This is a genomic window from Stenomitos frigidus ULC18 (genome assembly GCF_003003795.1).
Lineage (GTDB): Bacteria > Cyanobacteriota > Cyanobacteriia > Leptolyngbyales > Leptolyngbyaceae > Stenomitos > Stenomitos frigidus_A.
Window position 1 is genome coordinate 1 of record NZ_PVWK01000008.1, and the last position, 13,419, is coordinate 13,419.

Genomic DNA, 13,419 nt, shown 5'->3' on the forward strand with positions numbered 1-13,419 from the left:
GTGCCGTTACTTTGTCATGAGTATTTGGAGCACAAAAGATTTGCTTCATTCCCCTTGACTTTCAAGACAATCGCTACGTTTGTATGCGAGTTCACATGGAATTGGTATAAGGTCTTACCAGATGGCAAAGCACTATCCTTTTTTACAGGCTGCTTTGATGAGTGCTTGAAACAAGCGCTGATGCACTGGATCGTCGGGTGACAGCTCTGGGTGCCACTGAACGGCAAACATCCAGGGATGATGAGTATATTCCAGCGCTTCGGGTAGGCCGTCTGCTGCCTGTGCCACGATCGTCCAGCTGTTGGGTACGGTGTTGATTGCTTGATGATGCCAGGAGACAACCGTGATGTCGTTTTGGCCGAGCATGCTAGCTAAGCGACTGTTGGGCTGAACTTGCACGTCATGAGCGATCGGGCGGCGGGGATGATCGAGCCGATGGGGGATCATGTCGCCATACACATCAGGAACGTGGGTGATTAAGTCAGCTCCACTGGCAACGCTGAGTACCTGCATACCGCGACAGATACCAAGCACAGGGATCTTGGCAGTCAAGGCCACGGTTGCCAGTGCGATCTCAAACTCATCCCGATCTGGGTCGACTAGATAAATGCTGGGGTGATGCTCCCCACCGTAAAGCTGTGGATCGATATCACCACCGCCAGAGAAGATCAAGCCATCCAAAAGACCCAGAAGCTGAACGGGATCGGGTTGATTGGGCGGTAGCAAAATTGGGATGCCGCCAGCCAGCATAACCGCATCAATGTACGCTCCTGGAAGATAGACTTCTCCCGCTTCATTGCGGCTGTAAGTGGTGATGCCAATGACGGGCAGTGCCTCGCTCACGCGTCGATTGCTCCCAAAACACACTGTGCGCCAACCAGACTACCACTTCAGCAGGCGTAGAGTGTGTAGTGTGGATGTGGTTTTGAGTGGAAGCCGATCGCTGACTGCTGGCCGGTACGAGGAATGATGGATTAAATAAGACCAGAAAGTATAGTGCTTGTGGCTGTAGTGCCCAATTGCCGTGGGAATGCCGGAAATGTAGCAGTGGACACGCAAAATCTGCGGATTAGCGAGGGGGCAACAATTTCTGCAAGTACGTTTAGCAGTGGCAATGCTGGCACCTTAAGTATTAAAGCGACCGATACTGCACTTTTTGGCACGTCGGTGCAGGGCAGCCCCAGTGGTATAACGGCACACGTAAAAGCTGGGCAAAGGGCAACGGCGGTAATTTGATGGTTGATGCCGATTGCCCCCGATGCGATCGCGACCACTCATGAAACAAATTCCACCCTCATCTCAGACTCTGCGGCGCCGCCTTACTATGAAGTAACGATTCAGCCCGAAACGGTTCAGTTGCAGCGCGGTATGCAAGCTTATCCCATTCAGGCAGGGATGCAAGTGTTGGCTAACATTGTCTCTAGGGAAGAGACGGTGCTTACCTTCATTCTCCGCAAAGCGAGGCTACTAAACGATTTATAGGTGTCGCTAGCTGCTTGCGATGAAGAACCTACGAGTCGCCAAAACTCTTACTAGCATTGGCAACGGTTTCCCACTTGAAAAATTTTACCGCGGCTGTCGAAATGAGGGACGATCGCTCGTCATAGTAGTAAGCCCGTAACAAACGAGGCCTTCAACTAACTCTCACTGCAGGACAGCCAATGAAATATGCCATTTTGGTCTACGAAACCGAGACTGGGTTTGACAACCGCACCAACGACCAGCAAGAAGCCTATTGGGGAGCTTATCGCGCCTATTCCCAGGCACTTGCAGAAGCGGGAGTGATTGCGGGGGGTGCACCCCTGCATCCCCCCCATGCCGCCACAACGGTGCAGCTACACGAAGGGCAGCGCAAGGTTCAGGATGGACCCTTCGCTGACACAAAAGAACAGCTTGGTGGCTTCTTTCTGATTGATGTTCCCGATTTAGATTCTGCTTTGGACTGGGCAGCCCGCTGCCCTGCTGCCAGCAGTTGCGGTGTGGAAGTGCGTCCATTACTCCCTATGAATGAGTAGGAGAAGACTATCCGTATATCTGCACTTGGTAAGCTCGCATAGAGTCTTTACCGGCCTGGCAGCAAACCGCCCCCAGAGGCTAAGAGGAACGATGGATGCACGCCGAGCAGCAGAATTGGCAGCCCGCAACTCCTATGGACGGTTAGTTGCTTATTTGGCCGTCCAAACTCAGGATCTAGCGGTTGCAGAAGATGCACTTGGCGATGCCTTCCTATCAGCGCTTAAAACCTGGCCTGAACGGGGAGCACCTGACAATCCGGAGGCGTGGCTGTTGGTAACGGCTCGTCGTCGTGTGCTTGATCAGGTGCGACAGACCAAAGTCAAAACAACCGCCATCAACACGCTCAAACTGATTTCAGTGGAGGGTAAAGAAGATCCAGCAATGGCAGTAGTCTTTCCTGACGAGCGGCTGAAGCTGCTGTTTATCTGTGCTCATCCGGCGATCGATGCTGGCATTCGCACACCGTTAATGTTGCAAACCGTCCTCGGTCTAAACGCGGCTCAAATTGCTTCTGCGTTTCTCGTGGCACCCGCTACTATGGGCCAACGCCTCGTGCGCGCCAAGAGCAAAATCCGGGATGCGGGCATCGGCTTTGAGTTGCCGGAAGCCGAAGATTTACCCAATCGCTTAGAGGCCGTCTTGGAAGCCATCTATGCTGCCTACAGTAATGGCTGGGAGAATATCACTGGAGCCGACCCACGTCAAAAGGGGCTGACGGAAGAGGCGCTTTGGCTCGCTCGCCTGTGTGTACAGCTGATGCCAAATGAACCAGAGGTGCGGGGGCTACTTGCCCTAATGCTACATTGTGAAGCCCGTCGCAACGCTCGTCGGAGCATGGACGGTGCTTATGTGCCGCTCTTAGAGCAGGATGTCATACTCTGGTTAAAACCATTCATACAGGAGGCTGAACAGCAATTGGCTGAGGCCGCAACGTTCAAGCAGTTGGGTCGCTTTCAGCTCGAAGCAGCGATTCAATCAACCCATGCCCAACGATCGCTTTCTGGAACGGTTGATTGGGATGCACTGGCGCTGTTGTATGAAGGGCTAATTCAGCTTTGCCCTACGTTGGGAGCATTAGTCGGTCGAGTTGCCGCGATCGCAGAAGCAAAGGGCGTCGAACAGGGGTGGGCACTGCTAGAACGGCTGCCGCCTGCAGCAGTCACACACTATCAACCTTATTGGGCACTGAAGGCTCATTTGCTCAAACGATCGGGTCAAGCCTCTGAAGCCAAAGCAGCGTATGAGCGTGCGATCGGGCTGGTTGAAGATCCGGCTATCCGCCAGTTTTTGCTTTGCCAGTCGCTTGACTGCTAAACATCTTCAGGTGGATCAATACGCTTCCAAGACCCAATAAGTATTCCCGGTCGAGCCTGGGCGAATCGCATCACTCTGTTGGAGACGCTTCGCTCTGTGACGATAGCCGCACCACTACCAGGTAAGGATTGGTTAGACAGCACCAAAGTGTTGAAAGCCTTGCTCCAGGGTGAGTTGCTGCTCTGGAACAGTTTGGGTTTTATCCACCAACCAGACCCCGGGTGCCGTGGTCGTGATACCGACGATCGCTGCGCCCTTGCCTAACTGCTGCACCAATGCTTGCGCCTTTAGCAATGGCAAGCAAAGCACCAACTCAAAATCCTCACCACCATACAGTGCCCAGTCCAGCGCTTGCTCTATTCCCACCCAAGGCGTTAACGCGGGCGGAAACGGAATCTGGCTGCGTTCCAGCCTGGCTCCGACACCACTAGCACGACAAAGTTGCAGAACGGCATCCGCTAAGCCATCGCTGCTGTCCATGCTGGCGATCCGGGTGAGGGGTGAGGGGTAAGGGGTGAGGGGTAAGGAAGGGGGCGATTGCGCTTTGCGCACGTCCCCCTTTCTCTGTTGATCTATCGCCGTCTCTTGACTCAACTCCCCAAGCAGCTCAACGACATCCAATCGAGGCTGAGGGCGCTGATGTGCCTGAATCAATATGGCACGATCGTCCGCATTGAGCGATCGTCCCAATTCAGGCTGCAATAGTATTTCCAACCCAGCTTTGGATGCACCATGCACACCAGTCACGACGATCGCATCGCCCGGTCGAGCAGCCGAGCGGCGCATAATCCGGTTCGGTTCGACTTCTCCAAAGGCAGTGATGGCAACGCTAAGCACAGGCGATCGACAGATATCACCGCCAACGATCGGGGTCTTGTATGGGCTCAAACAGGCCGTTAGCCCCCGGTATAGTCCTTCAACCCAATCCACGGCTGTGTCTCCAGGCAGACTTAAGCCCACCGTAAGCCCTAACGGTGTAGCTCCCATAGCGGCTAAATCGGACAAATTCGCTGCTGCTGCTCGCCAGCCTGCATCTTCAGATGAAGTTGTCTGGTTGCTAAAATGAACGCCATCCACCAAAACATCCGTCGTGACAACGAGCGATCGCCCAGGTTGCGTAGTCAGAACCGCCGCATCGTCGCCCACCAGATCGACTGGGCAAAAGGACTGTAATCGTTTAAGCAGCCCTTGTTCACCGATGGCTTGAACAGTCAAGAGCTGCCCCATCAAGATTGATGCACTTGCAGCCAATAGGTCAGGTCAGATAACGCTGCAAAATCGAGTAGCGCTTCACTGAGGTCTTCTAGTAGAGGGAGGGATAAGGCAGTAATTTGCGATCGAACGGGTTCATCGATCGTGCCAAAACGTCGGGTTAGTTGGCGTAGAACCAGCGTCACGCCCTCCTCTTGTCGACCTTCTTGTCGACCTTCTTGTCGACCTTCCTGGAGAATCTCCTGGTAAATTACCGACTCTCGCATAATCCCCTCCCGAAAAATTTGCTGCACCAGCGCTTTTTGGAAGCGTAGCCCTGCTAATAGTTGTGTGTAAGCGGAAACTTGCTGTCGTTGTTATATTGATTCTATCTTACTGACTTGCTGAGCCACTTGCAGCAGTAGCTGCTCTGGTGTTGGTGTCGCCGCTAATGCTGCCAGGGGTAATAGTGCAACATCGTTGAGAAGCATGGCTGAATCTTGTTGCCACATGCAAAGCACACTGTACTCATGACGGGTTGACTCTACAGCAAAGACTGTCTCAATCACAGTGCTTTCAGGTGGCTGAATCAGCAAGACCACCACTTGAGTGATGGGTAAGCGGTAAAGTCGATACAGCCGTGTCCAGTAGTCCAGCATCCGCAGTGGTAAAGGCGGGTCAGATTCCAGCTTGACCTGAAATTCCAGATGCAAAATGCGCTCTTGGGTTTGCAGAAAGGTAACGGAATCGGCTCGAATGGGTTCGATGCTTAACTCAGTCTTGAGCACCTTTACCGATCGCTGCGGTTCACCGAGAATCCAGGCAGCAAAGCGATCGGGATGCTTCTGCGACAGCAGCTTGCACAGGTTATCGAAAGACATGAGAACAGCTATTCAATGGCGACCCTCTAAAGCGCCACTGATGCAGCGTCATGGCAATGTAGTTAGAACAGTGGTGACAGCAATCAGCGTTTACCGATAAAGCTGAAGGCGCGGAAGTTGAGGGCTTGTTGCTCAATGCGGTTAGCGAGGCGATCGCACACCAGATTACACAATTCAAAGATCAGATCATCTTCAACGCTGTAGTACGCCAGCGTGCCTTTGCTACGGCGGTTGAGAATGCCCGCTTGCATCATCACTTTCAAATGCTTAGAAACATTGGCCTGGCTGGTATCGGTTGCCTCGACCAAATCTTGCACGCATTTCTCACCGTCACGGAGCAGGTTAAGAATCCGCAGGCGCATGGGTTCGCCCAAAATGCTAAAGTACTCTGCGACTTGTTGAACCACTTCTTGCGAAACAGGCTTTGCAGCTTTCATGCAAATTTAATGTGAGGGGCACTGATCCCCAGATTTTAACCAGTCCACTGCTATATAGCAATAGAGTCTTTGATGAGCGTTCAAATTTTGTTTGAAATTTCATCATTGTTCTGGAGCATCTGGTCATCAAATGAGATTATCGCAATGAGTTTACGCACTCTTTCTTGATCTGGGAAGAGGGGTGTTAACCGAGAGTGACACGTTTCATCGGGTGACTGCTTAAGCGGGATTAAGGCGCAGTAGCAGCTGACCGTACTCGATCGGTTCGCCATTTTGCACCAAAATCTCGACGATCTCACCGCCAACCTCTGCTTCTAGCTCGTTCATAAGCTTCATCGCTTCAATAATACAAACGGTTTGACCTTTACGAATGCGATCGCCGACTTCAACAAAGGGTGGCTCATCAGGGGCGGCAGAACGATAAAAGGTGCCGACCATTGGAGAATTGATCTCAACTAGGCGGCGATCGGCTTTGCTGTCGCGCAGTACCTCGCTCGCTGTTGGCTGAGTCTGTATCGGTGGAGCGGTGCTTTCCAGTGCATAGCGGTCAGCTGCTTCTGTACCGATCTTACCCGCTGCGGGCAAAGAAGCAGAGGTTTCAGCCCTTTGCAAGCGATCGCCCTCACTAACATCAAGCTGGTGATCAAGACGAACGCCCCGACGCACCGTTAGTTCAAAATCAGTGCTTTTTAAAATTAGTTCCGCAATATCGGTCTGGTTGATGGCTGCCAGAAGTTCGCGGAGTGCAGGTATATCCAGTGACACAGTTAATGTAAACCTCAGAAATAGGGAGCAAGAGCAGGAAGAAAGGCTAAAAGCTAAAAGCTAAAGGCTAAACGTTTTTTCATCCTTTATCCTTTATCCTTTTGCTTTACTGCTCTCTCCCCAAATAAGAATCATTACGGGTGTCGACTTTGATGCGCTCTCCGATCGTAATGAACAGAGGCACCATGATTTGAGCACCCGTTTCGACGATCGCAGGCTTTGTGCCGCCGGTCGCTGTATCCCCCTTGAGGCCTGGATCGGTTTGGGTCACTTCCAGCACGACAGAATTGGGCAATTCCACTTCCATGACTTGCTCGCCCCAGCGCACCACATTCACTTCCATCCCTTCTTTGAGATACTTCACGCGATCGCCAATTTGTTTCGCGCTCAGACGGGCTTCATCATACGTCTCCATTTCCATGAAGACGAAGTCATCACCGTCCTTATACGTGTGCTGCATCGTGTTTTTCTCCAGGTTGGCCTGGGGCACGCTTTCACCCGCCCGGAACGTACGCTCCATGACGTTTCCAGATTGGACATTTTTGAGCTTCGTTCGCACAAAAGCAGACCCTTTACCGGGCTTTACGTGCAAAAATTCAACGACTCGCCAAACGGCTCCGTCTAGCTCAATACTAACGCCGGGTCGAAAGTCATTACTAGAGATCATGAGTGTGTGTATCTGGAGAAAATGTTCGGCACCTCATTGTACCGCTCTGAGGAGAACCAGCAGAAGAAGGCTTAAAGATAACGGCTAAAACGTTCCTCGCATCTCTCATAGCCTACCTCGTAACAGCACGTCATACCTTGCAGCAGCAAGTCACACTTTTGAGACAGATTCTTTTTAGCCATATTCTCTAGCCTTGCTCGTGTCCTCCCTATGGCAAGATAATGAGAGCGACTCACCCATTGGTTGATCAGTGCGATCAAACCCTGCCTCGCTGGCCTTCGCTTCTGGCTGAGTCTGCCAAATGCATCCAGACTAACGTCCGCTAACTTTGAGCAAGCTGTACCGAGCCATGCAATTACAAGGATTTGACCGCTTCAAATTTGACCGCTTTAAGCAGTGGCTAAAAGCGGTGGCAACACTGCTGCTAATGGCGACCCTCTCGTTAGGTCTGAGTGCTGCTGCTAGCAGACCTGCCAATATTATGCCAGCTGGTAATGCCATTACCGATGGCAAAGCGTTGTTGCGCTATGCCTTACCGATCGACAATACGCCGGTACGCGAACTGCAACGCAGCCTGGAGGATATTGCCACACAACTACGGGCAAATCGTCGCTGGGGTGCGATCGCGGGTGATGTGAAAAAAGCCAGTTGGGTGTTGCGTGACAAGGAAGCCGCATTGCTTGCCAGCATTCCAGAGGCAAGGCAAGCCCAGGCTCAAGACTTGCTGACTCAGCTTAAAGAGGGGCTTGTGCCCTTACAAACTGCTGTGGAAGCCAAAAATAAAGAGCAAACGTTTGCACAGCGATCGCAGCTACTTAATCTGGTGAGTCAGCTTGAAGAAAGCATGGTAAAAGACTTCCCCTTTGAGGTGCCAACCGCTTATAGCAATCTGCCTCAGCTCAAAGGTCGGGCCACGATCGAATTTACGACCAACAAAGGCAAGCTCACGGCGATCGTAGACGGCTACAGCGCTCCAGTTACCGCTGGGAATTTTGTGGATCTAGTGCAGCGCGGTTTCTATAACAATCTGCCCTTCACTCGCTCCGAAGAGTCCTACGTTTTGCAAATTGGCGACCCACCTGGCGACGACGTTGGGTTCATTGATCCCAAAACGAAAAAGTATCGAGCCATTCCTCTGGAAGTGCTGGTACAAGGCGATATTGAGCCGACTTACGAGATCACTCTAGAAGATGCTGGACGCTATAAAGATCAGCCTGTGCTGCCCTTCTCGTCCTATGGTGCACTGGCAATGGCGCGTCCTGGCGAAGATCCAAACGGTGGTTCCTCTCAGTTTTTCTTCTTCTTGTTTGAGCCAGAGCTAACACCCGCTGGACGCAACTTACTGGATGGTCGCTACTCGGTGTTTGGCTATGTGATTGAAGGGAAGGATGTGTTAGAGCAACTGAGAGCGGGAGACAAAATTGAGTCTGCCAAAGTTACACAGGGTCTGAATGCTTTAGTAGAGCCTAAGACTGCGTGATTGATGCATTAGAAGTTGGCTGGTTTCAGACAGGATGATGAGGGGCGATCGCTGCTAGTCGAATGAATAAACAAAATGAGCATACTCAGATTGTTGCAGTTACTAGCCGTTGTTTTAATGGGTGTACAGTTGGGCATTTCCTATGCGCATTTTATGCAAATGCCAGGAAAACTAGCGCTTCCATTAGACTGCTATATTTTGGTGCAAAACCAGGTCATCAGCTATCGCGTCAAGTTAGCATTGATCGAAATTCCGTCTATTACTGCTGCCGTAGCGGCAGCAATCCTTATTCGTCAGCATCGCAGGGCATTTTGGCTTACCCTTGGTGGAACCGCTTGCATGGTTTTGATGTGGCTAATTTGGGCAGTTTTGATTCAACCGATTAATCAGCAGATTGATGTTTGGACACCAACAGCAGTTCCAAGTAATTGGACTGATCTTCGCTACCAGTGGCACTTTTATCACTTAATTCGTCTATTTATTGCCGCTGTTGGAATGGTAGCCTTGACGTTACCATTGTTGGTCGAGAAAGGGTTGATTGCGATCGAATCCTCTCACAATTAGGTCATGGCAATTTTTGAGTGGATCTTTCTGATTGGGTTTGGCGTGTTGGGTGGTGTTGCCGTCACAAACGTTATTCAAAGCCGACAGCAGCAGTCTCGCTTAGAGCAAGCGTTCTATCAACTGCTGGAAGTTGAAAATGGCAACGTGTCGCTGATCCAACTCGCCGCTACAGCACGAGTGAAGGCCGCATTAGCCAAGAGCTATCTGGATACTCAAGTCAAGTTTTTTGGCGCAGTGCCTGAGGTGGATGACGACGGTGACGAGTTTTACCGTTTCCCAAAGTTGCGTCGCTGGAGCGAACCGGAAGAGTGGCAGTAAGAGGGGATAGTAAATTTTTTCTTGGCAAGCTTCTAACCAATTCAGAGTGCTTCTGTATTTTCCAGATTTAGCGTTGTTTATGCCTAACTTCTCATAAAAATTCTAGTCATAGCGTCTGTGATCGAGTAACCTTATTGGGTTCGCGTGATGTTTGAGTAACTATGTCCTTCGTTGGTCTGCACATTCACAGTGATTACAGCCTTTTAGACGGTGCCAGTCAGTTGCCGGAACTGGTCGATCGCGCCGTTGAGTTGGGCATGAAAGCGATCGCCTTGACCGATCACGGGGTCATGTATGGAGCGATCGAGCTGCTGAAGGTGTGCAAGGGCAAAGGCGTGAAGCCCATCATCGGCAATGAAATGTACATCATGAATAGTGATGTCACCAAGCAGGAGCGTCGCCCCAAGTATCACCAGATTGTCTTGGCGAAGAACGATATCGGCTACAAAAATCTGGTCAAGCTGACGACGCTATCGCACCTCAAAGGCTTTCAGGGTAAGGGTTTATTTGCCCGTCCCTGCATTAATAAAGAAATGCTGGCGGAGTACCACGAAGGGCTGATTGTCACAAGCGCGTGTCTGGGGGGTGAAGTGCCCCAGGCCATTCTTCAGGGCAAGCCGGAGATCGCGCGGCGGGTCGCCAAATGGTACAAAGACCTGCTTGGCGATGATTACTACCTGGAAATTCAGGATCACGGGTCGTTAGAAGACCGGATTGTGAATGTCGAGATTCTCAACATTGCCCGTGAACTGGATATCAAAGTCATTGCGACGAACGATTCGCACTATATCTCTTGCTTTGACGTGGAGGCGCATGACGCACTGCTGTGCATTCAAACGGGCAAGCTCATTTCGGAAGACAAGCGACTGCGCTACAGCGGTACAGAATATCTCAAGTCGGCTGAGGAGATGCGAGTTCTCTTTCAAGACCATCTGACACAGGACGTGATTGACTCTGCGATCGCCACCACGCTGGAAGTCGCCGACAAAATTGAGGAATATCACATTCTGGGCGAACCCCGAATTGCTGCCTATCCTATTCCTGAGGGCTACGCCACGGCAGACGAATATTTTGAACACGTTGCCTGGACCGGCTTACTTGAACGGTTCAAATGCCAGTCACAGGAGGAAATCAAGCCAGTCTACCGCGAGCGGATGGACTACGAACTCAAGATGATGCAGACGATGGGGTTTGCCACCTACTTCCTCGTCGTGTGGGACTACATCAAATACGCCAGAGACCATCACATTCCTGTGGGTCCAGGTCGTGGGTCGGCAGCAGGCTCCCTCGTCGCCTATGCGATGAACATCACCAACATTGACCCGGTACATCACGGCTTGCTGTTCGAGCGCTTCCTGAATCCCGAACGGAAGTCCATGCCCGATATTGATACCGACTTCTGCATTGAACGCCGGGAAGAAGTTATCAGATACGTCACCGAAAAGTACGGTGCTGAGCGAGTAGCACAGATTATCACTTACAACCGCATGACCTCCAAAGCGGTGCTGAAAGACACGGCGCGGGTGCTCAACATTCCCTACGGGGATGCTGACAAAATGGCAAAAATGATCCCTATTGTGCGTGGGAAGCCCACCAAGCTGAAGGTGATGATTTCGGCAGAAACGCCCGCACCGGAGTTCAAAAAGCGGTATGACGACGAGGCGATTGTGCGTCAGTGGATCGATACCGCCATCCGCATCGAAGGGACAAACAAGAGTGTCGGCATCCACGCGGCTGGGGTCGTCATCGCGGCTGAACCATTGGATGAAATTGTGCCACTCCAACGCAATGCTGATGGCGACGTTTTCACCCAGTACTACATGGAAGACATTGAATCGCTGGGGCTCCTGAAAATGGACTTCCTGGGGCTCAAGAACCTGACCATGATTCAGAGAACGGTCGATCTCATTGAGCAAACAAAGCATGAGACGATCGACATGGACGGTCTGCCGTTGGATAACCCCGAAGTCTATAAACTGTTGGCACGGGGCGAGTTGGAAGGTATATTCCAGCTAGAATCCTCCGGGATGCGCCAGATTGTGCGCGATCTGAAACCCGATAGTCTGGAAGATATTTCCTCTGTGCTTGCCCTCTACCGTCCTGGCCCACTGGATGCCGGACTGATTCCCAAATTCATCAACCGTAAACACGGACGAGAGCAAATTGACTATCCCCACGAAATTCTTACCTCCATCCTGAGCGAAACCTACGGCATCATGGTCTACCAGGAACAGATCATGAAAATTGCGCAGGATATGGGTGGTTACTCCCTTGGACAGGCAGACCTGCTGCGTCGGGCAATGGGTAAGAAGAAGAAAGCTGAGATGGAAAAGCACCAGGAGATGTTTGTTGCAGGTGCCGAAAAGAATGGCGTGAAGGCAAAAGTTGCGTCGGATCTCTTCGAGCAAATGGTGATGTTTGCCGAATATTGCTTCAACAAAAGCCACTCCACTGCCTATGGGTACGTCACCTATCAAACCGCGTACCTCAAAGCTAACTATCCCGTCGAATACATGGCGGCGCTGCTGACCACCAACAGCGGCGATCAGGATAAAGTGCAGCGCTATATCGCGTCCTGTATAGCAATGGGCATTAAAGTCGAGCCGCCAGATGTCAACCGATCGGGGGTGGACTTTACGCCACTGGACGATCGCATTCTGTTTGGGTTGGGCGGCGTGCGAAATGTGGGGATGGGGCCGATCGAGTCTCTTCTCTCGGCTCGTGATCAAGATGGCCCCTTCAAATCTCTGGCAGACTTGTGCGATCGCGTGGATTCTCGCACTGTTAACCGTCGGGCACTGGAAGCGTTGATCTACTGTGGTGCCTTTGACGCGATCGAACCCAACCGCCAGCAACTTATCAAAGATCTGGATTTAGTCATCGATTGGGCACAGTCGCGTGCGAAAGATCGAGCCAGCGGGCAAGGGAATCTGTTCGACTTGTTTGGCGGTAGCACCAGTGTCAAAGAAGCACCCGCTAGCTTTGAACTGGCACCGAAAGCGCCACTGACACCCGATTTTCCGCAGCAAGAAAAGCTCCGTCTAGAAAAAGAAATCCTCGGCTTTTACATTTCCGATCATCCGCTCAAAGCGCTGCGAGAATCGGCGCGAGTGCTGGCTCCCATCAGTCTGAGCAATTTAGCCGATTATCGAGAAGGCACCAGCATTAGCGCGATCGTCATGCTCACGAGCGTCAAACCCGTCGTGACCAAGAAAGGCGATCGCATGGCCATCATTCAAATCGAAGATCTGACCGGACACACTGAAGCCGTCGTGTTCCCCAAATCCTATGAGCGCATTGGGCAATATATTCTGGCGGATGCACGGCTCATGGTGTGGGGCAAAGTCGATCGTCGCGATGATCAAGTGCAGTTCATCATTGATGATGCCGAGCCGATCGAGTCGGTTCGTATGGTGATGGTGGAACTTGATCCCAGGCTTGCCAGCGACATCGAGCAGCAGCACCGTTTGCGAAATGTATTGCTGCAACAACGGGGTGAAGACGAAAAAGGAAAGGTGTCCGTGGTGGCGATCGTCAGCGCTCAAGACAAACGCCATTTCGTCCGCTTTGGCCCCCAATTTCGAGTGCAAGACGATCAAGCCGCGCTCAATGCGCTCATAAAAGCAGGCTTTCAGGCACGCGTTTCTTCATTGGCGAGCGCTTGATCACCTGTGTAAGGATTGTGGATTCAATAAAATCGATCAATTGCTTACAGGTAGGGGCGCACGATTCGCCCCTACGGGAAATGTGGCAGTAATTCAATGCCTGTACCCAAAGCAACATCCG

At 51.7% G+C, this 13,419-nt stretch carries 15 protein-coding genes; 8 read left to right on the top strand and 7 right to left on the bottom strand.

Annotated elements, in window-relative coordinates:
• Nucleotides 1-132: 132 nt before the first annotated feature.
• Nucleotides 133-843, bottom strand: a complete 711-nt coding sequence (locus C7B82_RS00695; RefSeq protein WP_106254399.1) for a gamma-glutamyl-gamma-aminobutyrate hydrolase family protein — start codon at nt 841-843, stop codon at nt 133-135.
• Between the two features lie 204 nt (nt 844-1,047).
• Between C7B82_RS00695 and C7B82_RS31220 the strand changes: the two genes are divergently transcribed.
• From C7B82_RS31220 to C7B82_RS00710, 4 genes are all read left to right on the top strand, one after another.
• Nucleotides 1,048-1,236 (top strand): hypothetical protein, encoded by a 189-nt coding sequence (locus C7B82_RS31220; RefSeq protein WP_146141012.1) that lies wholly within the window; start codon nt 1,048-1,050, stop codon nt 1,234-1,236.
• A gap of 6 nt (nt 1,237-1,242) precedes the next feature.
• Entirely contained in the window at nt 1,243-1,482 is a 240-nt protein-coding gene (locus C7B82_RS00700; RefSeq protein WP_181357290.1) for a hypothetical protein, read from the top strand.
• Between the two features lie 179 nt (nt 1,483-1,661).
• Nucleotides 1,662-2,015 carry a YciI family protein gene (locus C7B82_RS00705; RefSeq protein ID WP_106254400.1) on the top strand — a complete coding sequence of 118 codons (354 nt, stop codon included), beginning with the start codon at nt 1,662-1,664 and terminating at the stop codon, nt 2,013-2,015.
• 91 nt (nt 2,016-2,106) lie between these two features.
• Nucleotides 2,107-3,330, top strand: coding sequence for an RNA polymerase sigma factor (locus C7B82_RS00710; RefSeq protein ID WP_106254401.1), 1,224 nt, complete (start codon nt 2,107-2,109; stop codon nt 3,328-3,330).
• A 132-nt stretch (nt 3,331-3,462) separates the two neighbouring features.
• Here C7B82_RS00710 and thiL read toward each other — a convergent pair whose 3' ends face one another.
• The 6 genes from thiL to efp all read right to left on the bottom strand — a co-directional run bounded on the left by thiL (nt 3,463) and on the right by efp (nt 7,271).
• Nucleotides 3,463-4,545 carry a thiamine-phosphate kinase gene (gene thiL / locus C7B82_RS00715; RefSeq protein ID WP_245939665.1) on the bottom strand — a complete coding sequence of 361 codons (1,083 nt, stop codon included), beginning with the start codon at nt 4,543-4,545 and terminating at the stop codon, nt 3,463-3,465.
• Nucleotides 4,546-4,556: 11 nt separating this feature from the next.
• Nucleotides 4,557-4,808, bottom strand: coding sequence for a DUF4351 domain-containing protein (locus C7B82_RS34900; protein ID WP_245939666.1), 252 nt, complete (start codon nt 4,806-4,808; stop codon nt 4,557-4,559).
• A gap of 90 nt (nt 4,809-4,898) precedes the next feature.
• Nucleotides 4,899-5,402: an RpnC/YadD family protein gene (locus C7B82_RS34905; protein ID WP_245939667.1), complete on the bottom strand. Its 504-nt coding sequence runs from the start codon at nt 5,400-5,402 to the stop codon at nt 4,899-4,901.
• Nucleotides 5,403-5,485: 83 nt separating this feature from the next.
• On the bottom strand, nt 5,486-5,839 hold the full coding sequence (locus C7B82_RS00725; RefSeq protein WP_106254403.1) for an ArsR/SmtB family transcription factor: 354 nt from the start codon (nt 5,837-5,839) through the stop codon (nt 5,486-5,488).
• Between the two features lie 219 nt (nt 5,840-6,058).
• On the bottom strand, nt 6,059-6,604 hold the full coding sequence (accB, locus tag C7B82_RS00730) for an acetyl-CoA carboxylase biotin carboxyl carrier protein (RefSeq protein ID WP_106254404.1): 546 nt from the start codon (nt 6,602-6,604) through the stop codon (nt 6,059-6,061).
• A gap of 106 nt (nt 6,605-6,710) precedes the next feature.
• Complete coding sequence (gene efp / locus C7B82_RS00735; protein ID WP_106254405.1) at nt 6,711-7,271, bottom strand: elongation factor P; 561 nt, start codon at nt 7,269-7,271, stop codon at nt 6,711-6,713.
• 349 nt (nt 7,272-7,620) lie between these two features.
• Between efp and C7B82_RS00740 the strand changes: the two genes are divergently transcribed.
• The 4 genes from C7B82_RS00740 (at nt 7,621) to C7B82_RS00755 (ending at nt 13,298) form a co-directional block, all read left to right on the top strand.
• Nucleotides 7,621-8,751 (top strand): peptidylprolyl isomerase, encoded by a 1,131-nt coding sequence (locus C7B82_RS00740; protein ID WP_106254406.1) that lies wholly within the window; start codon nt 7,621-7,623, stop codon nt 8,749-8,751.
• A gap of 75 nt (nt 8,752-8,826) precedes the next feature.
• Complete coding sequence (locus tag C7B82_RS00745; protein ID WP_106254407.1) at nt 8,827-9,315, top strand: anthrone oxygenase family protein; 489 nt, start codon at nt 8,827-8,829, stop codon at nt 9,313-9,315.
• 3 nt (nt 9,316-9,318) lie between these two features.
• On the top strand, nt 9,319-9,633 hold the full coding sequence (locus C7B82_RS00750) for a hypothetical protein (protein ID WP_106254408.1): 315 nt from the start codon (nt 9,319-9,321) through the stop codon (nt 9,631-9,633).
• Nucleotides 9,634-9,794: 161 nt separating this feature from the next.
• Nucleotides 9,795-13,298: a DNA polymerase III subunit alpha gene (locus C7B82_RS00755; RefSeq protein WP_106254409.1), complete on the top strand. Its 3,504-nt coding sequence runs from the start codon at nt 9,795-9,797 to the stop codon at nt 13,296-13,298.
• The last annotated feature ends 121 nt before the right edge of the window (nt 13,299-13,419 follow it).